The organism is Wolbachia endosymbiont (group A) of Sympetrum striolatum (genome assembly GCF_947250715.1).
In the GTDB taxonomy this organism is placed as follows: Bacteria; Pseudomonadota; Alphaproteobacteria; order Rickettsiales; family Anaplasmataceae; genus Wolbachia.
Genome location: NZ_OX366342.1, coordinates 307,359 through 328,167, shown reverse-complemented (window position 1 = coordinate 328,167; position 20,809 = coordinate 307,359). Strand labels below are relative to the sequence as shown.

Here is a 20,809-nt window from a genome sequence, read left to right as displayed (position 1 = left end):
CTGAATTTTGTCATTGAGCCTGCAGGTCAAAAACAAGTTTTGAGTCATGAATACCCTTATTATTATAATAAGGGGGCTGGCGGAGTTTGTCAAGCAAGTTTTTTTTCTACTGAATGACAGTTGTGGCTTGGGAGGTAGTGCAAGAAGTCTATTTCCACAAAAATGCTTCAATTTATCTTAACATTTTGTCAACTACCTTTATAGGAACGACAATTTAAAAGGGCATTTTTACATATTCCATATGGCTGCCAGTTGCACCCCTCACATGCGTAATCAAATTTCTTTAAAGACATTTTCTCTCTAATCTTTTTTACCGCCTCATTCCAAGTTAAAGTCTCGCCAATTTTTATTCCTAAAATTCCCATATGCCCTCTATCTAGCTCTAAAACTTTAGCTTGTTCGGTGCATTTACCTTGTTTAGTCTGGTTTGGGCAAGCACTACAAATACTATCAAGATTGCCAACTACTTTGATTTGAGTGTTAGGATCACTCATTACTTTGCTTGCTATCTTTTTATAATTTTCTACAAAACCCTGAGAATACCCATATCCCCGAAACGCGAGGGTGCACATGAAATGATGAGGACGAAACCTTATCACTTTTTCAAATACTGCAAAACCGCTACGAGTAGAAAAATTTTTACCAAACCAGGAAGGATAAATGGTAAAACACCCACCATTATTGCTTGTCCCAGACCCAAGTAAACAGCAAGCCAACTAACACCACAAATAAAGATTACAACTGTACCAGCCAGACAACTTAAAGAATTGCGCGCGAGTAATTCACATTTAAGGCTTAAGAGTTCATTTACTTCACCCATCACTATGACAGCAGCTAAAAAGCCAATTAAATATCCACCTGTTGGTCCGAGAAAAATGTGATAACCACCAGAAAAATTCGCAAAAACAGGAAATCCTGCTGCACCAAGTGATAGATATGTAAGCACAGAATAGAATGCTGTTCTGCGGTTAAATTTAAGCCCAATAAGCATTACTCCTAAAGTTTGCAATGTGATAGGCACAGGCTGCAATGGTACGCTTATTTGAGCCATCAAGAATAAAAGTAAAACGCAAGACAATATTTCAGCCAGTGTTGATCTACTGCTAGATTGTGTTATAAACATACCTTCCCAATAAAAATAACTTATAAAATATAATATATATAAGAGGTTTTGCAATTTAAATTTTGCTTATATTGTGCTACAATGAATTATTTATGCACTATTAAATTAAAAATGATAAGTAAACAAGATCTATTATCGTTGATGAAAGCAAGACACAGCGGACGTTCATACGATACTACAAGAGCAATATCTCAGGAAGACATGGATATTTTAATGGAAGCTGTAAGGCTGACTCCCTCATGTTTTGGTGATGAACCTTGGAGATATGTGATATGCAACAAACAGAACAATCAAAGCGCATGGGAAAAGCTGCTAAATTGTCTTGATGAATCTAATCAAAAATGGGCAAAAGATGCACAAGTGTTAATCATATCTTTCAGTGCTAAAAACTTCCGTAAACGAGGTAAAGGAGAAAATCTTTGGGCTAGTCATGATACTGGTGCAGCAAATTATGCACTTATGCTACAGGCTGCATCTGTGAACTTAATGGCTCATCAAATGGGTGGATTTGATAGAGATAAAATAGTAGAAAGATTCAACATATCCGATGATTTTAATGTAATGTCAGTGATAGCGGTTGGTTACGAAGAAGAGGGTGCTGAAACAAGTAAGAAAAAAAGAAGACCAATAGAAGAAATATTTTTTTATGATGAGTGGCCAAGGTCCTAAAAATTTTATCAAGATGCACGGTACTGGCAATAATTTTGTTATCATAGACTCACGTTCAACAAACAATTTAGACTGGAACTATAGACAAATTGCTGATCAAAGCAGTTGTGATCAAGTGATAATTATAACAATGTCTAATGCTGCAGACTGCTTTATACATATCTATAATGCTGATGGTAGTCGAGCTGAAATGTGCGGAAACGCAGCACGCTGTGTTGGATATTTGATAATGTCAGAAAAAGGTACTGAGTATATCACTATTGAGCTGGTAAACAAACGCATTTTAGAGTGTTTTAAAGTTGGTGATAAATCCATAAAGGTTAACATGGGTAAACCTTTGCTAAAATGGCATGAAATTCCCTTGTCTACTGAGTGTGACACTCTTCACTTACCTATAGAGCTTGAAATGCTAAAAGATCCTGTTGCAGTAAATATTGGTAACCCTCATATAGTTTTTTTTGTTGATAACATAAGTGAAATACCATTGCGAAATTTAGGACCAAAGCTAGAAAATCACGTACTATTTCCTCAGAAAATTAATATTAGTATTGCACAAGTTGAAAAGTCTGGAGAAATAGCTTTAAGAGTTTGGGAAAGAGGTACAGGCATTACTGCATCATGCGGTAGTGCAGCCTGTGCAGCACTTGTTGCATCCACACTACGTGGATATCTGACTGCCCAACAGACTTCAGTAGATTTACCAGGAGGTAAGTTATTAATCGAATGGGCAAATAACGTATTCATGACCGGTGATATAGGATTTTTGTGATCGTTGTTTTCACAATGCAAAACTACTTGATAAACTCCGCCAGCCCCCTTATTATGATAGTGAAGGTATTCAGTTATCTTCATCTGTGCAGATTAAACAGCAAGAAAACAACGTAGTTGGCGTCTTATTTTTAATTTTTTGCACTATGTGCACCTTATGTCTTCACAACATTTCTGGGTTTTTACCTATATAAGCTGAAACGCGCTTATAAGTCGTTTAAGACAGTATAGTACGCCAATTTGCAGGATTAGAGAGTGACAACTAGCTAACACGGGATTTCTTTTGCCTTTTTTTCTGCTTAGTAAATTTCTTAAACATTTGAACTAAGGTGAGCTGCACTTAAAAGCAGCTAAATTGCAGTGTTTAAGACTTAAAAAAACGCCAATACAGAAAATAGACAATGACCAGGGCTTCTTTTGCCTTTTTTTTCGTTTGGTAAATTTCTTAACGTTTGTAGCTAAAAGAGCCCAAGAGAGGTGTCATCCCGCTGCTTGTTAGCGGGATCTATGTTAAGAGATACCGCGAATGAATCGCGGTATGACGTAGGAATGAATCGCGGTATGACGTAGGAATGAATCGCGGTATGACGTAGGACTGCTGTCATCCCAGTGCCCAGACACTGGGATCCAGCTAAGTTAGTGAGTGTAAACAGTAGCCAACCTTACGTTAAAACACAACGTTCTTGATGAGATTGCATAAAAACTGGATTCCTTACATCATAGAGGCACTGCCATTATAGAGTGAACCAGTTTCTGGGCACTGGGATGACAAAAAAAGGGGCTACTTGGATGACAAAAAAGAGGCACTGGGATGACACCCTGACAATCGTCATCCCGCTGCTTGTTAGCGGGATCTGCTGAGATACCGTGGCGGCATGACGCAGAGCTCACGTTAGCTATACTTTTATACTCACCAACTCAGTATCCAATCTGGATCCCAGTGGGCTTTGTTGCATAGCAGCAGAAAAGCTAGTGATTACTGACTAAATTCATTATAAAATGACGATTTAAGGATAAATATGCCACAAAAAATGAGAGTCAGTAACCATAGAGAATATAACAAATTTCTAGAAAGAAGAGGAAATATTTTTCATTATATCAACGAAGCCATAGAAAATTGGTATGAAATTGGGCCAAAAATGTAGGGTGGCAACAATATTTACAGCAACAAAGTGGTAATTTTGATACATATAATAACCCATCTATTCAGAATAGGTTTGAGTGGGATTTTTAGAGGGATACATTGAACAAATAGGAAAAAATTTGCAGCTATTCACAAGCATCAAAAGAAACTTGATATTAAGATCAATGATTGCAGAGTTGATAAAAATAACATGGAAGATATCGAAATTGCTATAGACAGTACAGGAATTAGTATATACAACAACACACAGCAAAGAGAATAGCAAAGATAGAGAGTACCGCGGCTATAAACAAGTAAGAAAATTGCACATAATGTTGAGCAAACAAGTCATAGCTACAAAATACAGTAATGGCGTTTACTCTGATCACTATGGAGCATTGGGGAAATTTGATGTTAAATATGCTATAAAAGCTCTATAAGCTGTGTAATCAATATGGCATAAAAACGAAAATTCCTCCGAAAAACAACGCAGCAGAGCATCCAAAATTGGATTATATGCTTGATAGAAATGCCGCTATTCAGTTAATGAAATTACATGGTGAGAATGGTATAAAAAGATGGAAAGAAGAAGTAAATTACGGAAAAAGATCGTATATTGAAGGATTTTTCTCAAGGTTGAAGCGAATATTTGGGTTTAGTTTTAAGAATAAATCTGAGACAAATAGAGAGAAGAAACTGCTTATTAAATGCTACTTAATGAACAAATTTACTGCAATTGGTATGCCTAAATTTGAAATAGTCGCATAAAATTATTTACTCTGGAAAAAACTTACGTTGCTATGCAACAAAGCCCACTGGGATCTAGAAAAAAGAAATGTGGATTCCAGTGTCAAGGCACTGGAATAACACCACTTACTAAGTATTTAAACTATAATGTTCATCATTACACGCTGGCAGGATGTCATATATAGTGTTACCCAGGTAGCTGTGCTGGGGCTTATCGTCTTTAAGATCCCAATTAGATAGAAGGTTTATACTTTTTTCAAATCAAAGCTTGAATTTTTGCTTGAAAATCAATATATTATATATATGAAGTTTTAATTTAAGTTGTTATGTTGACCCCAATGGCAAGCTTATGTGTTGATAGCAGAACCAATCTCATGCAATATATTGCTAGAGTGCAAAAATTTCCTATGCTGTCTCAAGAGGAAGAGGTACGATTAGCAAAAAATTGGAACCAATATAAGGATATTTCTTCTGCTCATAAATTGATTACCAGCCATTTGAATTTGGTAGTGAAAATTGCAATGAAATTCAAAAATTATGGACTATTGTTGATGGACCTGGTCATGGAAGGGAATATGGGTTTAATGCATGCAGTAAAAAAGTTTAATCCTGATTTAGGGTTTCGTTTTTCAACTTATGCAGTGTGGTGGATTGAAGCTTCAATAAAAGACTTTATATTGAAATCTTGGTCGTTCGTGAAAATAGGCACAACGCAAGCACAAAGAAGATTATTTTTTAGTTTACGTAAAATAAAAAAAAGAATTTTACAGTATACAAACAGAGAGACTTTAAGCAATGAAGAAATAAAAGCAATATCTAATGAGCTTTCTGTATCCGAAGGAGATGTTCTGCAGATGAATTACCGTTTGGCTTGTAAGGATCAGTCGCTAAACGATTGCATAAAAATAGGTGATGACTCTAAAAGGGAGTTGCAAGATATGATCCCATGTAACTTGGTCAGTCAAGAAGTAACCTATCAGAATCATGAAGAAAAAGAATTAAAAGAAACAATTTTAAACAATGCACTAGCAAGCCTTAACGAAAGGGCAAGAGACATTTTTATCAGTAGATATTTGTCTGAAAACACTCAAACTCTAGATGAACTTAGTAAAAAATATTGTGTTTCAAGAGAAAGAATAAGACAGTTGGCTGAGCAGGCGATGGCTAAGGTAAAACAATATATACAATCAGAAAGTTTGAAATTTGGTTTGCATGCGTAGTTTTTTTATATTTCTAATATTTTTTTCAATAGGCGCTTTTGCATCGGTTAGTGATGTGCAATTGAAGGAAAAATACAAAGACTGGCTTGTATATACTGCATCAGAAGATGGAGAGAAAGTGTGTTACATTGTATCTTACCCTAAGACAAAAAGCGAGCATTATACAACCAATCGCAAGCCGTATGTAATGGTCAGTTATGTTGATAAAAAAGCAGATGAGGTAAGCGTTACCTCTGGTTTTCAGTATGATAAGGAGCCTGTAGCTCTCAATATCGACAAAAAAATTAAATATACACTGCCTATAATACAGGGAAGTTTTGCGTGGGCAGAGCATACAAAAATAGATCAAGATCTCATTCTAAAAATGAAGCAGGGATTATCAATGGTAGTTAATGGAAAAACAAAAACAGTGACCATTGATGATACTTATTCCCTACTTGGTTTTCAAAAAGCGTATCAAAAAATGCATGATTTATGTCATACAAAGTAAATCATTGTAACAAAATACCCAGCTATAGTATAAACTGGACTACTCTTTCAATGGAAATATAAATAGCACTTTACTTTATATAGGATGTGGATATCATTTAAAATATATTTTTGAGAGTTAGCAATGTCAGAGGTTGCAGGTGTAGATACAGAAATCAAAAAGCAAAATTCTGTGTGCGAGCAGATGCGTTTTAGCGTGAGCCGTACAAGTCTTTTAAATACATTATCCAGAGTAAGTGGAGTGGTTGAAAGGCGCAATGCAATAGATGTTTTGGCATGTATAAATATCAAAGCACAACACGGCAGCATAAAATTAATGGCAACTGATCTTGACATTTCAATGTTTGCCTCACTTGCTGCAACCGTATTAACAGAAGGAGAAGTAAAAATTTCAGCGCATACTTTACATGACATAGTGAAGAAGTTACCCGCTGATTTGGATGTCAATTTTGAAGTAAACAACCAAAGAAAATTATTGATGTCTTGCGGAAATGCAAACTTTTCTTTACCGAATGTAGTTTCAAGCAGCTTTCCTGCTCTTGAAGAAGACAATTATAAACATGATTTTATCCTACTAAATACGGACCTGATAGACTTATTAACTAAAACAAAATTTGCTGTATCACTAGATGATACAAGGTATAATTTAAATGGAATATATCTACATACAGACGAGCAGTTTCTGTACTGCGTTGCAACTGATGGTCACCGTTTATCATGTATAAAGAGACCAAAGCCTGGGAACATCAATGGCGAATTTAGTGTGATCATTCCACGTAAAACTGTTATGGAGCTGTTAAAAATATTGGACGACTGTAATGAAATTAATGTAAAACTCTCAGACAGAAAAATCAAGTTTACATGCGGTGAATATATTCTAATATCAAAATTAATAGATGGGACTTTTCCAAATTATAAAGCAGTTATTCCAGCATCTCAAGATAAGCATATGATTATTGAAAGTAAAAAACTTTCAGATGTTATAGATCGAGTTTCCGTTGTTGTATCTGATAAAGTAAAATCCATTAAATTCTCACTACAAGAAAAGCTGCTGACTCTGCATTCAAACTCTCAAGAGTGCAATGATGCAACTGAATCCATAGAAGTGGACTACAATGAAGCCCCTATAGAAATAGGGTTTAACTCGCGTTATTTACTTGATGTTCTATCCTGCATAAAAAATAAATGTAAGTTTAGCTTAGCCGATGGTAATAGTGCTACAATTATCACTGATGAAGACGATTCAAGTGTATTATATGTAGTGATGCCAATGAGAACTTAAACTTGTCATCCCGCTTCTTGTTAGCAGGATCTGGAGATACCGTGGCGGTATGACACTTATTTCACTAAGAACGTTACTTTTTATTAAATTAGTAATCTATCTTTACCAAATATAAGCCAAAAGGTGGTGCAGTAACTCCAGCTGCATTTCTTTTGCATTGGTTTAATATATTTAGCATTTCTTGTGGATTAGTTCTATTTTTTCCAAATTCAACTAAAGTACCCACAATGATCCTCACTTGGTTATGTAAAAAGGAAATAGCAGATATTTTGATGTGTATATGATTCCCATTTTGTATTATATCGATATCATCAATTGTTCTCATCGGATTTGCGGCTTGACAATCTTTTGAACGAAAACTTGAAAAGTCATGTTTTCCAAGTAGATGTTTAGCAGCTTCACGCATAATATTTACATCAAGTGGGTTAAACACTTGCCATACATAACCTGTCTCCAGAGCGGCAGGAGCATAGCGATTAACTATTCTGTATTCGTAATATCTTTTTTTTGCTGAAAACCGTGCGTGAAACGCATCATCTACAACTTCTGCATTCAGTACAACTATGGGAATTGATTTTAAATGATAATTTATTGCGTTTCTTATTCTATAAAGCTCAAATTCCTTTTCCATATCAAAATGAGCAATTTGTCCTAAAGCATGAACCCCTGCATCAGTCCTGCCACCGCAGTACAAAGTAACTTTCTCACCACTAAAATTAAATATAGCATTTTCTATGGCTTCCTGGATTGAATTAGCAGAATGTTGCTGCTTCTGCCAGCCAGAGAAACTACTACCATTGTATTCTATCGTTATTTTGTATCGCACTGCAGAGTCTATCTAACTTTCTATCTTAATATAATTTAGGTAGCTAATTTTTCTACGATAACGTTCTTCGTTATTAAAAAACCCTTGGCAGGTTGTTCACGTTTGATTATCATGGAAGTTATACAAGTTAATAAATGATCCATGGCAAACAACTCAGAAGAAAGAAATAATGATAAGCAAAAAGCATTAGATAACGCAATAAGCCAGATTGAAAAAGCATTTGGTAAAGGTGCAATAATGAAGTTGAAGCAAAACCCTGTAGAGAAAATAGACACAATATCCACAGGATCAATTGCGCTTGATTCGGCTCTAGGTGTTGGAGGTCTGCCAAAAGGACGTATAATTGAAATATTTGGTCCCGAGAGTTCTGGTAAAACCACTCTTGCCTTGCACGTGATTGCTGAAGCACAAAAAAAAGGAGGATCATGCGCATTTATCGATGCAGAACATGCATTGGATGTCTTATATGCTCGTAAACTTGGGGTAAGCACTGATGATTTAGTAATTTCGCAACCAGACACTGGGGAACAAGCATTACACATTGTTGAGTACTTAGTGTGTTCTGGTGCGGTTGATGTGATAGTTATTGACTCTGTTGCAGCGTTAACTCCAAGAGCTGAAATTGAAGGTGATATGGGTGATCAACATATGGGGCTGCAAGCAAGGCTTCTAAGTCACGGGCTACGAAAGCTAACCTCTGCCGTTTCAAAAGCGAACTGTATATTGATATTTATTAATCAAATTCGTATGAAAATAGGAGTAGTGTATGGAAATCCTGAAACTACCACGGGTGGAAATGCATTAAAATTCTATACTTCTGTAAGGCTTGACATAAGAAAAGTTGGTGTAATAAAAGACAAAGAAAATATTACAGGCAATGAAACAAGAGTTAAAGTTGTAAAAAATAAAGTTGCTCCTCCATTTAGAGAAGCGAAATTTGATATAATGTACAATGAAGGTATATCAAAACTCGGAGAAATAATAGATATGGGAGCAAAGCTTGGTGTGCTTGAAAAAGCAGGTGCTTACTATTCATATAACAATACACGTCTTGGACAAGGAAGAGAGAATGTAAAAACTTACCTAAAAACAAACAAAGAAGTCGCAAATGAAATAGAAATGAAAATCAGAGATTTACTCAGAAATCATGATAATTCTATTATAATAGACGAGGATAGTGAGCAACTTTTAGAAGAATCAGTGTTCTGATCTAAACTTAGTTTGTGTTGGATGGGTTGTTACAGTATGACGGTGTGTGCTAATCTGTAATGTTACCTTGTATCAAGAGGACTTTGCTGAAGCAGTTAAAAAAAGCTTTTCATGAGAAATTATAAATGATAAATTGTTAACAATAGGTTATTGTGAATAAGATTATGTGTTTTAGTTTACCTAATATAAACAGGGAAGGTTATTTATTTATAGTCGTTGCATTTATAGTAACGTGTATAGCATTCTCTATATCTTGGGGGTTTGGTGTTACGTGCTTGTTTCCGACATTATTGTGTACTTATTTCTTTCGCGATCCAACAAGAGCTGTGCCAAACAACAAGGATCTTATATTAAGTCCTGCTGATGGTGTGATTTCAAAAATTGAAGAAGTTAATTATCCTTTATCGGCAGAAAATGGAGAAGAGAAGAAGTTCACGCTTGTTAGCATATTTTTAAGTGTTTTGAACGTCCATGTGAACCGTATACCAATATCTGGTACGATAAAGGAAATGAATTATAAAAAAGGCAAGTTTGTATCCGCAATGAGCAATAGGTCTAGTAATGAAAATGAAAAGCAGGTTATTGTGATTGAATACGAAAAGGGAAAAGAAATTATTGTGGAGCAAATAGCTGGATTAATTGCACGTCGTATCGTTTGTAATTTAGGAGTATCCCAGAATGTGAAAGCAGGTGAAAGGTTTGGAATTATAAGATTTGGTAGTAGAGTGAATATTTATGTTCCTGCTGATATAGAAGTCAGAGTTTCAGAAGGGCAAACTGTTATTGGTGGTGAAACAATTATAGCAAACTTAAATAAGGAAAACGTTCAAGAGAAGCTTACTTTTGACGTTATATGAATAACGATGGAAGTAACAGTAGATTCTTACCTATTACTAAATTATTCCCAAACTTTATAACTTTATTGGGTTTATGTTCTGGTCTCACTTCACTTAAATTTACATTTAATGAACAATGGGAATTCTCAGTAATTTTTATCATCATTGCAGCAATAATAGATGGAATGGATGGCAGAATAGCTAGAATTCTAAAATCAACTAGCGATTTTGGAGCCCAGCTTGATTCTTTTGCAGATTTTCTAAATTTTGGTGCAGCGCCTGCATTTCTTTTGTATTTTTGGAAGCTAAACGAAATCAAAGTCATAGGTTGGATTTTAGTAATGATATACGTAATCTGCATATCAATAAGACTTGCAAGATTTAATGTTTCGCTACACTCAGAACAATCACACTGGGAAAAATTTTTCTTTTCTGGTGTTCCAGCTCCAGTGTGTGCTTTACTTTCTTTGTTACCAATAATTATTACCTTTCAATCTCATGAGAGTGAATACTTACTTCTCATAGAGCGATTTTTTAACACAAGAAACGTAGCTTGTTACTTTCTGGCCATTTCATTTTTTTCGATAAGTCACATTCCAACCTTCTCTGCAAAATATATTTATGTTCCCAAAAGCCTATCCTATATATTTGTGTCATTTTTTGGAGTACTTATTATATTTTTCATCAGTAAGCCCTGGATGACGCTACCAATTTTAGGTGTAGTGTATGTACTTACTATTCCAGTAAGCACTGGGCTTTATATATATTACTCGTATAAAGCTCGTTAGCTATAAGTTGTAATAAAAAGTAGTGAGCAGCATGATTGTAAAAATAAGTGAACTGTTAAATTCATTTCTGTACATAAAGATATTCAACATTCCATTTATAATTATTTGGGTAATTGCAACTGGGGTTTTTTGTACCATCCAATTCAAATTCACTAACTTTAGATTGTTCAAGCATGGAATACAGACGCTATTCAATCTAAAGTGTAATAACAATAACAATGGCATAATCACTCATATTCAAGCGTTTGCAACAGTAATTTCAGGAACAGTTGGTCTTGGAACAATATCAGGAGTTGCAATAGCTATCACAATAGGGGGCCCAAGTGCAGTTTTTTGGATGGTAATTACCGGAATACTTGGTATGTCGATAAAGTTTGCCGAGGTGGTGCTTGCATTCACCTATCGCTCTGAAAATGCAACTGGCGGGGCTTTTTATTACATGAAGTACGGGCTTGCAAAAATTGGATTTGCAAAAACTGGTAGATTTCTTGCCTTTACTTATGCGATTATGCTACTTATTGCAATGATTTTGGGCGGTATACCATTTCAAGCGAATCAGATAGCAGCATTGTCAAATAACCTCTTCGAATACAACGCATCTATTATTATATCCCTGCTTGTCTTTATTGTAATATTGGGAGGAATAAAGCGCATTGCTTTCGTTTCAACGAGCTTAGCACCAATTATGATAGTGCTATATATGGGTATGTGTATATATTTAATTTATGTAAACAGAAGTAATTTGCTGAATGCTCTATCCATAATATTCCAAGACATCTTCAATAAATCAGCTATAGGAGGCGGAGTATTGAGCGGATTAATAGCAGGAGTGAGAAGATCAGTGTTTGCTAACGAAGCAGGTACCGGAACAGCAGCTATAGCACATTCAGCTGTAAAAGAAGAAGATCCAATTAAAGTTGGATGCGTTGCAATGATTGCACCACTTATAGACACAATACTAATCTCATTTTTGACTGGTATCGTGATAATTATTACTGGTATGCATAGCACTGATAACGTGGGTGATATTACACTAATTAGTTCGGTATTTTCAACAGTTTTGCCCTTGTTCAGCAAGTTAGTTTTTCCGCTAATGATGTTTTCCTTTGCATTTTCTACAATAATAGCTTATTGTTACTACTGTGAAGTTGCTCTGCTGTATTTATTTGGTAATAAAAAAATACTGATACCGTTCCAAATTCTTATAGTGGTTTCAGTATATATCAGTTGTATGTCAAAAAATATAGAATTTATATTTTACCTAGGCGACAGTTTGTTCATGTGCCTTATGATTCCAAATGCTGTTGCAATATATCTACTAAGAAGGGAAGTTTTGAATACAATAGATTCTTATTACAATTCTAAAGGGTATTAACATGATTTATAGATTACTTTGTATGGTGTTATTTTGCCTATTGTTTAATGATGTGTACGCTGCTTCAGGTTTTTATGAAAGTTATGATGCTGTGTTGAATGGAATAAATAACTTCATGAATGAAGTGCTGTTTTTCAAAATCCTTTACGTGCCATTTATAATCTTTCTACTAGCTTTTGGTTATGTGTTTCTAACATTACGTTTTGGATTTCTCAACATAAGAATGTTTAAGCATGCGTTTGCTATTTTATGTGGAAAATATGACACGAATCACCATGATGGTCATATTACGCATTTTCAGGCATTTATGACTGCACTTTCAAGCACAGTAGGCCTTGGAACTGTTGCTGGAGTCGCAATTGCAGTTTCAATGGGAGGGCCAGGAGCGGTGCCTTGGATGATGATTACAGGTTTTTTTGGTATGTCAGCAAAATTTGCCGAAGTGACTTTAGCATTTAGACATAGAACAGAAGATCAGGAGCAATTGTTTAGTGGTCCCTTTCAGTATATAAGGAATGGTCTGGAGGAATTTGGATTTAAAAAACTTGGTATTGTTTTAGCTGCAATATATGCAGTATTCTTTGTATTATCAGGTCTTGGTGGAAGTGTAGCGTTTCAAACCAACCAAATGGTTTCAATATTATCTGGCTATTCAAGTTGGGTAGATGGTCACTCTTGGTTTCTTTCTTCCATAATCTCTGCGCTGCTTGCTCTAGTGATTATTGGCGGAATTAAAAGGATAGCTAGAGTATCTTCTGCACTAGTGCCTATTATGTCACTCATATATATATGTAGCTGCCTTATTATTATTGGATTTAATATCCACAATCTTGGTCACACATTTAAGATATTATTTTCCAGCATGATAGATTTTAATGCTGTTGGCGGAGGGATGGTAGGAGCATTTGTTGCTGGAATTCAAAGAGCAATTTTTGCCAGCGAAGCTGGTGTCGGCTCTGCTGCAATTACTCATGCAACAACTAAAGATGAAGAACCAGTAAGAACTGGGCTTGTTGCTATGATAGAACCGTGTTTTGATACAATGCTCACTTGCTGTTTAACTGGAATAACGATAGTAATAACAGGTGCATACCAGACTAGTGTTGGTGAAGGGATATTAATCACTCAAAAGGCATTTGAAACTGTTTCTTCATGGTTTCCTATACTTTTAACCATAGCTGCACCTTTGTTTGCATTTTCTTCAGTAATTTCGTTTGTATATTGTTGTGAAATGGGGTGGCTATATTTATTCGGTGCAAAAAGTATAGTGATATATCGCATAGCAGTAATAATTGTAGCGTTTTTTTCTGCTCTTTCTAAAGATATAATGGCTATTGCCAATATCGGTGGAACTTTGTTCTCTTGTTTAGCTCTCATCAATATGACAGCGCTTATACTGTTTAGTAATCAGATTAACGATGAAGTTCAGTGCTACCTAAAAAGGCTGAGGAATAATAAAATTAATTAGGTTCTTGGTATAATGGAAAAGCATGTAGTCCTTATACTATCCTACATATTAGGTTCAATACCGTTTAGCTTAATCATTACAAAAATAAAAGGGATAAACTTAAGAGAAGTAGGTTCAGGAAACATTGGCGCTACAAACGTTGCAAGAACAGGAAATAAATGTCTTGCTGCTCTGGCATTACTTCTGGATTCCTTAAAAGGATTCATCGCAGTTTATATAGCACAACAATTTTGTGATAATAACGATTTTTATATATATGTATCTGCAATTTTAGCAGTTTTAGGGCACATGTTTCCTATTTGGCTAAAATTTAAAGGAGGTAAAGGAGTTGCAACAACTCTGGGAGTGTTGATAGCGTTTAACATACCTGTGGCATTAGTGTTTATATTTGCCTGGATAGTGGTATTTTTTATCTTTAGATACTCTTCTCTTGCTTCTTTGACTGCTACTTCAACGGTTGTAGCATGGTCCTTTTTTTTTCAGAGGAATTTGTTCTTAACATTACTAGTTATAGGAACACTAGTTTTTCTCAAGCACTACAAGAATATTATGAATCTTCTGCAAGGCAAGGAACATAAATTTTTATAATTCATGTGCTGACCCTGTTGCTTCTTATATTATCGATGTTTGGGTCGGTTAATTTTCCTGGATTAATATATTCAAGATTTTCTATTGTATCTACTACATTCTGTTCACTACAATCCAAGCTAAACAAATTTCTCATTAAAGGTATCTTGATTTCTTGAATAAAATTAGAAGTTATTTGGTTACTGCTATCATCTGACTTATCCCAGGCATTGAGGATTTCTTTATGATTCTTCTTTTTTTGCAGCTCTTTCTTAATAAACTCACATGCCTCATCTTCTGCACATATTCCAATTCTATCTTCTACAAGGTATTCTACTCTAATACCAGGGTGTATTCCTTCTAATGACTTTAACATTGCACCAATAATACCAGTAAAGCAGGTTTCAGGAACAATTGTTCCTTTAGCATAGTTCATGGCATACATTAAAGACTTTACTAACTCTTGCCTTTTTACTGCTACTGATTCACTATCTCCACTATTACAAGCCTTTAGAACCAAATATAAAATTTGCCCCCCCATGAGTCCAGAAACATGAACTTGTTCATCATTATTGCACCATTCATTAAGAAAGTTAATAAATTCTTTTTTATTATTGTTTCCAAGCTCTTTTTCCCCTTCTACGAACTTAATAAACTTAACAAATTCATCATTATGTATAACACCATTAGGTTCTGGTATCTTCTCACCATATTTATCTTTTAGTGTATTAATACTGTCAATAATGCTATCATTTGCCATATGAGGCATCATATGTTCTTTCATAGCATTTATTACATTTTTTGTACCAACTAAATTCTCATACAAACCATCGGAAAGTAGCTTTAATGAAGCTTTAAGTAAGGCTATAGGGTTAAGTGTTGCTGGCCTTGTTTCGGGCTGCAATAGGATTATTCCAATTGCCAATGGTATCGGCGCCAGCAGCCAAGCTAATATTAAAGACTTAGAGAAAAAATAATAAATTGTTAGCCCAGCAATACATGAAACTGCGATTGACTTGATTATGTTACCTTGACCAAATATTTTCCAATATTCTTTATTACTTATTTTTTCCCCCCCTTTTATTTTTTTATATCCAAGAAATGTTTTAATTTCTGTATCATATAGAGTAGATACTAAGCTAGCTATTATCGAAGTAGGAATGGTTACTATAGTTAACGCATAATAAAAAGATAAATAGAGAGCAATTCTAACTTTACTGGAACCACTGCGAGGAAATTGTATTTGAGAGATACCTATCATAGCTTACCTTCAACATCATTACGCTCTAGTAATAGCATAGTAATTTAAAACGTCAATGTTTAAGTATCTTATTATCCGCACACTCATCGTATTCGATCTCGACTGTAGAGTGTGCTATCTCGAACCTATTTAGTAGTATTTTTTTTATCTCATACAAAATATCAGTGTGTTGTGCATCTTGCTTTACTTTGGCATGCATGGTAATTATAAAATAATTATCAGACAGTGACCATGCATGTATGTGGTGCACATCTATCACTTCAGATAATTCTGATGTGATCTTACTTTTTATTTCCTCAGTAGATATCCCTTCAGGTGTGCCTTCAAGAAGTATGTGGCAAGAATTCTTTAGAATTTTGTAGCCACTATTCAAAATGATTATACTGACAAATACCGATAAAATCGGATCCACCATTTGCCATCCAGTAAACATGATAATTATGGATGCAAGTATAGCAGCTACAGAACCTAAAATATCTCCTATAACGTGTAGTACAGCACTTTTTATGTTTATATTGCTCTCGCATTTACTATGTAATATAAAAAAGACTATAATATTAGAGATCAGGCCAAGTGTAGCAATTACTAACATTACTTTCCACTCAACATTTACCGGAAAAATAAATCTTTTTATTGACTCAATTATAATGATTACTGCAATGAAGAATAAAGTTAAACCATTAACAAATGCTGCAATTATCTGCAACCGATGATACCCGTATGATCTTTGCAAATCAGATTTCTTAGCTGAAAATTTGTGTGCTAACCAGCTTAAAACTAAGGCAAAGAGGTCAGTGAGCATATGCCCTGCATCTGATAGTAGAGCAAGCGAATGTGAAATTATTCCACCTACTATTTCCATAAACATTGTTATCGCAACTATTATTATGGAATAGATTAAGCGCTTGGACTGTGCTGCTGAGTGTTTGCCGTTATGCACTGCTGTCATATAAAATCTTTTCATGAACAAAAACGTGGGTAACACTGGGTTCGAACCAGCGACCGCTTGCACGTCAAGCAAGTGCTCTACCAACTGAGCTAATTACCCATCGTGGTTTTAGTATAGTGCTTTGGTGGAATGAAAGTCAATTTGCTTTTAAATTCTTACCCTATCCTAATGTAACGTTAGAATTTAGATTTTTTTTGTGGTCAAGCTATAGAGCCTATAGCTAGTGCAGGTCAGGTTTTCCTACGTCATACCGCGATTCATTCGCGGTATCTCAGCATAGATTCCGCTAACACGTAGCGGAATGACGAGTTCATAGCTTACCAAATTATCGGTAAATCTAAATTGCTTTAGTTATAGCTATATCTTATATTGTTCATATTAAATTAATTACTTATATTTCTTCACTAAGATATAGATTATACCAATATGAAAATTCACACTTTTTTAGTAGAGATCACCTTATATTTGAAGAGTTAATAAATTAGAGGTTAGAATTATGACAATCAATCAACAAATAAATAAAAATATAACTAAAGAAGAATACTTTAACAATAACGGCAAAGGGTTTAATTCGCCACATGTTGTAGAAGTTAAAGATTTAAATATTAAAGTAGAAGTTTATTCTCATAATTTAAGAGCAAGTAAAATTGCAACAATTGAAAGTGAGATAAAAGAAACAGCTACTAGTTTTAAAGATACATTCAAGTTAGAACACAGCAACTCAGAACAAACATTTAAAATTTATATGTTTGATGACAAGGATGATTACACTCACCTTGGCGGAAGCGAGCGTTTCGGTTCTTACCTTGGAGATGAGGGTGGTAAATGTTACTACAAAGGGGAAGCTGATGTTTTTGCTGAAATGTATGTCTATCAGCAAGGTGGCGTTCATAACCTTCAGCATGAATTTGCACATGGTTTAACTTACTTGGCTACAGGAGGTAAGCACCTACCTACAGTATTAATGGAAGGAATTGCAGATTACTTTGAGCATCATTCAGATCATAAATTCAATTCTCAAGGATCAAGTATCGATAAAACTGAAGCTGCAAATTTGGATTTAGATAAAATTTTAAGTTTAGAATATTCAAAGGACAGCGAAGCAAATAGCCTGGTTTATAAAACAGGTCATGCGTTGATAATGTACTTACAGGAAAAAGATCCTAGTTTATTAAGAGACTACCTAGATGCTTTACGTCAAGGTAACTCAGATGAGTCAAAAAGTTTCTTGAAAGACATAAAAGGACATGATGCTGACTTCAAAAGTTGGCTTGCTGAGAATGATACAGAAACTGCTATGGAAGAAATTAATGCCCTACAAGTTACAAAAGGAGATTTTATAGCAACTGGTCAAGAAATAGTTGGTGGAGAAATTAAAAACATATCCTACTATAAAGCAAATATAGAAAAAATAGATGGAGAAAACGTTGGAAGTTTTTCTCCTGTAGAACATGTGTCGTTTTATGATTATGCTCGTGCTGTTAATAGGGCAACAAATGATAACCTCGATATATCAAAGGAATATCATTTCTTAAAGGCAGTAAAAACTGCTGATGGGCAGGTTAAGCTGACTTACTCTGACCAACAAGGTAATGAATATCAAAACAGTCAAGAGTATAAAATGCAAGCTTTAAGGATGCTATCAAAATATGGTGAAGATCTAAGAAAATCTTACTCTAATGGGAAAGAAGACTTAGAAAAAATACGTGCGAGCGAGCTAGAAGACTTAGATAAGCAGAAGGATATAGAATATGATGATGTGTTGAAAGGCCTGCGTGAACAGGAAGAAACACAGCATCATGATGCATACGAGCAACACAAAAGAGGAGAGATCTCTTATGAGAAATTTGTAGAAAAATGCAATTCAGCCAGCACTAATTATTGTAATGAAGATAAGAGATTATATAGTGCTACACAAGACAAATATACACAACTGAAAGATGCAATACTAGATAAGTATGAAAATTTAAAAAGTACCTTGCTTGATAAAACCATAAACACTGGCTTAGAACAAGTAAAAGCGACTAAGAACATCGATGTAGAAAAGATGTTAGAAGAGATGATCAATATCGATCCAAACTTAATCAGAGGTACTCACATTAATCTACAAGAAGGTAAGATTTTTTCTATGCAAGCTCATGGTCAAGGAGATATGGGTGCACTGTCTATATATGACGGAAATACAAAGCTTGGAGAATTATTGAGCGAATCAGGATTTTTTAAGCAAGTTGAAGGCCAAACTAAAGAAACTTTTGTTTTTGAGGACATATTGCACAACTTAAATGTTCAATATGATGGTGGTGCTTATATGGCGGTTACAAAAGAAAATGGTCATTATAAAGCTTCTCTGATAGATGGCAGAACAGTTGAACGCGATGAATACTTTGATGAAGCACATTTACATGAAAATGAATTGTTGCATCCTAGCACTGGACACATCCAAAAAGATTTAGATTCTCTGCTCCTTAGAGGTACCAAAATTTTGAATCATCAGGATTCAAAGCATGCACAATATTCTGATGAGCAAAAGGCAAATGGAGTAATCGTGGAAAAAGGAAAATTACTGGATAATAAGGGAACAGATAGGACAGACGACGATGTATACGAAGCGGTTGTAAAGCAAGGAGACGAGCGCTTACATGAATTCAAAAATATGGGCTTTTATATTACCGAAGAGGTGAAAAATGAAAGAGGTGAAATTACAAATGGAAGTAACTTGTTCATTCATGATCACGGAAAAAATGTGCGCTATGAGTTACCTGAAAAAGTTACTCATCTAAAGTTAGTGCAAAAGGATGGACAATATAAGTTAGCACCATCTGATTCTGAAGGGAGAGAGTATAATGGCATACCAGATGAATATAGATATATAGATCCAATATTTGCACATGAATATGAGAAGAGAGATTATTCCCATAAACATGTAAATGTGGGCCTTATAAACTTAGAGAAATATGGCTCTGGCAAACTTTTTGCTATAAAGTACGATCCAAATGATTACCAAATACAAAGAAACTCTAGCGGTGAAATAGTTAGAATAAAAGATCAAGCATATTTCACTAAAGTAAAACTATTTGATGGTGATACTGATGAAGAAATTGGAATGTTATCTAATAATTTCCATAACTTCAAAGGGAAAATATTCTTTTCTGCTGATTATAACTACAGTTATAACGACTTCCTCGCATCTGTTTCTCCTCAAGTTGAAATTGAGGACATGGGGAATGGAAGTAAAAAAATAACTTTCGATCAAGGTGATGGTGATATCGGTGACACTAATAGAGGCTACACGGACTATCAGAGAATATTCACAAAAGAGAAACAAACCGAAAGTCCAAAAGGGCAAGTAAGTGAAACTAAGACAGAAGTTGATACATCACACATAAGTCACAATACTACTAATGTTGTTGCACAAGCTGCTGAAGAGAGAACTTTATCAAACGACAATAGTGAAATGCAGTCTGATCAGCCAATTCCATCACAAAGTTTAACAAGAACGAAAAGAACAGCTTCAGTGGAGGAGAAAGAGCAAGAACAGGTAGTATTAAAAGACACAATTCTCAAAATAGAAAAGAGTCGCGAGCAGGACTCAGAAGGGAAGCACAAGGCAAATGTAACCATAGATTATAATGATGTGAAAGCCTTGTATGATAGAGCGGAAGGAGCAGAAAAGCAATCTGTGTTAAAGTTTTGGCACAAATTGGCTGAATCAGGATATAAGGTTGGTGCTTTGCCGGAAGACAAATACTATTTTGAAAAAGGCAAATTCGTAATCCACGATAGTGGCACAAAGAAGCTTATAGTGTTACCTGAAGATAAGGTGTCCATCAAAATAATGAAGGATGGTGATAGTTATAGTTTAGCTATATCAAGTGGTAATGGCAAAGTAATAAGCAGCATTAGTAAAATAGATAATCCAAATTACGAATTGCTGTCAGATTCAAGTCATTTCAATTTAGGGGAGCAAGATAATATTGTATTATCAGATCAACATCACGAATATAATCTTTATCTAGAGAATGGCTTTGTGAAAATGTTTGATTACACAAGCGACCACATTTATCACGACCACAACTCAGCCTACATCTAATACATACAAGGAGGCAAGT

The 20,809-nt window shown here is 34.9% G+C and carries 17 protein-coding genes, 1 tRNA gene and 1 pseudogene; 13 read left to right on the top strand and 6 right to left on the bottom strand.

All coding sequences use genetic code 11. The features are described 5' to 3' along the window. Positions 1-188: 188 nt before the first annotated feature. Together OOK87_RS01610 and OOK87_RS01605 are read right to left on the bottom strand one after the other, a co-directional pair. On the bottom strand, positions 189-599 hold the full coding sequence (locus OOK87_RS01610) for a DUF1284 domain-containing protein (protein WP_319803099.1): 411 nt from the start codon (positions 597-599) through the stop codon (positions 189-191). Then, a complete protein-coding gene (locus OOK87_RS01605; protein WP_264687867.1) occupies positions 596-1,123 on the bottom strand; it encodes a biotin transporter BioY in 528 nt (175 codons plus the stop codon). The genes OOK87_RS01610 and OOK87_RS01605 overlap by 4 nt, the downstream gene beginning before the upstream one ends. Before the next feature lie 81 nt (positions 1,124-1,204). Between OOK87_RS01605 and OOK87_RS01600 the strand changes: the two genes are divergently transcribed. The 6 genes and pseudogenes from OOK87_RS01600 to dnaN all read left to right on the top strand — a co-directional run bounded on the left by OOK87_RS01600 (position 1,205) and on the right by dnaN (position 7,421). Further along, positions 1,205-1,792 (top strand): nitroreductase family protein, encoded by a 588-nt coding sequence (locus tag OOK87_RS01600; protein WP_253309416.1) that lies wholly within the window; start codon positions 1,205-1,207, stop codon positions 1,790-1,792. After that, complete coding sequence (gene dapF / locus OOK87_RS01595; RefSeq protein WP_253309959.1) at positions 1,773-2,561, top strand: diaminopimelate epimerase; 789 nt, start codon at positions 1,773-1,775, stop codon at positions 2,559-2,561. The genes OOK87_RS01600 and dapF overlap by 20 nt, the downstream gene beginning before the upstream one ends. Before the next feature lie 1,018 nt (positions 2,562-3,579). Beyond that, positions 3,580-4,451 (top strand): annotated as a pseudogene (locus tag OOK87_RS07495) (transposase). Between the two features lie 305 nt (positions 4,452-4,756). Further along, positions 4,757-5,650 (top strand): RNA polymerase factor sigma-32, encoded by an 894-nt coding sequence (locus OOK87_RS01580; protein WP_253309418.1) that lies wholly within the window; start codon positions 4,757-4,759, stop codon positions 5,648-5,650. Beyond that, positions 5,643-6,140 carry an invasion associated locus B family protein gene (locus tag OOK87_RS01575; protein WP_164225010.1) on the top strand — a complete coding sequence of 166 codons (498 nt, stop codon included), beginning with the start codon at positions 5,643-5,645 and terminating at the stop codon, positions 6,138-6,140. Before OOK87_RS01580 ends, OOK87_RS01575 begins: the two co-directional genes overlap by 8 nt. Positions 6,141-6,263: 123 nt before the next feature. Then, positions 6,264-7,421, top strand: a complete 1,158-nt coding sequence (gene dnaN / locus OOK87_RS01570; RefSeq protein WP_264687865.1) for a DNA polymerase III subunit beta — start codon at positions 6,264-6,266, stop codon at positions 7,419-7,421. Positions 7,422-7,509: 88 nt separating this feature from the next. On the opposite strand, the gene truA is transcribed toward dnaN, so the two are convergent. Beyond that, the gene (gene truA, locus OOK87_RS01565; RefSeq protein WP_096617503.1) at positions 7,510-8,247 is read right to left on the bottom strand and encodes a tRNA pseudouridine(38-40) synthase TruA; all 738 of its coding nucleotides are present in this window, start codon (positions 8,245-8,247) and stop codon (positions 7,510-7,512) included. 141 nt (positions 8,248-8,388) lie between these two features. Between truA and recA the strand changes: the two genes are divergently transcribed. The 6 genes from recA (at position 8,389) to plsY (ending at position 14,511) form a co-directional block, all read left to right on the top strand. Next, positions 8,389-9,456, top strand: coding sequence for a recombinase RecA (recA, locus tag OOK87_RS01560; protein ID WP_264687864.1), 1,068 nt, complete (start codon positions 8,389-8,391; stop codon positions 9,454-9,456). A 164-nt stretch (positions 9,457-9,620) separates the two neighbouring features. Then, positions 9,621-10,313 carry a phosphatidylserine decarboxylase gene (locus tag OOK87_RS01555; protein WP_253309960.1) on the top strand — a complete coding sequence of 231 codons (693 nt, stop codon included), beginning with the start codon at positions 9,621-9,623 and terminating at the stop codon, positions 10,311-10,313. After that, the gene (locus OOK87_RS01550; RefSeq protein WP_182183504.1) at positions 10,310-11,080 is read left to right on the top strand and encodes a CDP-alcohol phosphatidyltransferase family protein; all 771 of its coding nucleotides are present in this window, start codon (positions 10,310-10,312) and stop codon (positions 11,078-11,080) included. Before OOK87_RS01555 ends, OOK87_RS01550 begins: the two co-directional genes overlap by 4 nt. Positions 11,081-11,111: 31 nt before the next feature. After that, positions 11,112-12,455: an alanine/glycine:cation symporter family protein gene (locus OOK87_RS01545; protein ID WP_264687863.1), complete on the top strand. Its 1,344-nt coding sequence runs from the start codon at positions 11,112-11,114 to the stop codon at positions 12,453-12,455. Position 12,456: 1 nt separating this feature from the next. After that, entirely contained in the window at positions 12,457-13,923 is a 1,467-nt protein-coding gene (locus tag OOK87_RS01540) for an alanine/glycine:cation symporter family protein (RefSeq protein ID WP_253309422.1), read from the top strand. Positions 13,924-13,935: 12 nt separating this feature from the next. Beyond that, positions 13,936-14,511: a glycerol-3-phosphate 1-O-acyltransferase PlsY gene (plsY, locus tag OOK87_RS01535; protein ID WP_253309423.1), complete on the top strand. Its 576-nt coding sequence runs from the start codon at positions 13,936-13,938 to the stop codon at positions 14,509-14,511. A 1-nt stretch (position 14,512) separates the two neighbouring features. Here plsY and OOK87_RS01530 read toward each other — a convergent pair whose 3' ends face one another. The 3 genes from OOK87_RS01530 to OOK87_RS01520 form a co-directional block, all read right to left on the bottom strand. Then, complete coding sequence (locus tag OOK87_RS01530) at positions 14,513-15,751, bottom strand: hypothetical protein (protein ID WP_264687862.1); 1,239 nt, start codon at positions 15,749-15,751, stop codon at positions 14,513-14,515. A gap of 52 nt (positions 15,752-15,803) precedes the next feature. After that, the gene (locus OOK87_RS01525) at positions 15,804-16,700 is read right to left on the bottom strand and encodes a cation diffusion facilitator family transporter (protein WP_264687861.1); all 897 of its coding nucleotides are present in this window, start codon (positions 16,698-16,700) and stop codon (positions 15,804-15,806) included. 26 nt (positions 16,701-16,726) lie between these two features. Continuing rightward, positions 16,727-16,799: transfer RNA gene (locus OOK87_RS01520), tRNA-Val, on the bottom strand. A gap of 397 nt (positions 16,800-17,196) precedes the next feature. On the opposite strand from OOK87_RS01520, the gene OOK87_RS01515 reads away from it, so the two are divergent. Further along, positions 17,197-20,790, top strand: coding sequence for a peptidase M2 (locus OOK87_RS01515; RefSeq protein ID WP_264687860.1), 3,594 nt, complete (start codon positions 17,197-17,199; stop codon positions 20,788-20,790). The last annotated feature ends 19 nt before the right edge of the window (positions 20,791-20,809 follow it).

Excerpts from the sequence above, each read along its gene's own strand:
- OOK87_RS01605 (WP_264687867.1), bottom strand. The coding sequence starts at position 1,123 with ATGTTTATAACACAATCTAGCAGTAGATCAACACTGGCTGAAATATTG.
- OOK87_RS01600 (WP_253309416.1), top strand. The coding sequence starts at position 1,205 with ATGAATTATTTATGCACTATTAAATTAAAAATGATAAGTAAACAAGAT.
- dapF (WP_253309959.1), top strand. The coding sequence starts at position 1,773 with ATGAGTGGCCAAGGTCCTAAAAATTTTATCAAGATGCACGGTACTGGC.
- OOK87_RS01580 (WP_253309418.1), top strand. The coding sequence starts at position 4,757 with ATGTTGACCCCAATGGCAAGCTTATGTGTTGATAGCAGAACCAATCTC.
- OOK87_RS01575 (WP_164225010.1), top strand. The coding sequence starts at position 5,643 with ATGCGTAGTTTTTTTATATTTCTAATATTTTTTTCAATAGGCGCTTTT.
- dnaN (WP_264687865.1), top strand. The coding sequence starts at position 6,264 with ATGTCAGAGGTTGCAGGTGTAGATACAGAAATCAAAAAGCAAAATTCT.
- recA (WP_264687864.1), top strand. The coding sequence starts at position 8,389 with ATGGCAAACAACTCAGAAGAAAGAAATAATGATAAGCAAAAAGCATTA.
- OOK87_RS01555 (WP_253309960.1), top strand. The coding sequence starts at position 9,621 with ATGTGTTTTAGTTTACCTAATATAAACAGGGAAGGTTATTTATTTATA.
- OOK87_RS01550 (WP_182183504.1), top strand. The coding sequence starts at position 10,310 with ATGAATAACGATGGAAGTAACAGTAGATTCTTACCTATTACTAAATTA.
- OOK87_RS01545 (WP_264687863.1), top strand. The coding sequence starts at position 11,112 with ATGATTGTAAAAATAAGTGAACTGTTAAATTCATTTCTGTACATAAAG.
- OOK87_RS01540 (WP_253309422.1), top strand. The coding sequence starts at position 12,457 with ATGATTTATAGATTACTTTGTATGGTGTTATTTTGCCTATTGTTTAAT.
- plsY (WP_253309423.1), top strand. The coding sequence starts at position 13,936 with ATGGAAAAGCATGTAGTCCTTATACTATCCTACATATTAGGTTCAATA.
- OOK87_RS01530 (WP_264687862.1), bottom strand. The coding sequence starts at position 15,751 with ATGATAGGTATCTCTCAAATACAATTTCCTCGCAGTGGTTCCAGTAAA.
- OOK87_RS01525 (WP_264687861.1), bottom strand. The coding sequence starts at position 16,700 with ATGACAGCAGTGCATAACGGCAAACACTCAGCAGCACAGTCCAAGCGC.
- OOK87_RS01515 (WP_264687860.1), top strand. The coding sequence starts at position 17,197 with ATGACAATCAATCAACAAATAAATAAAAATATAACTAAAGAAGAATAC.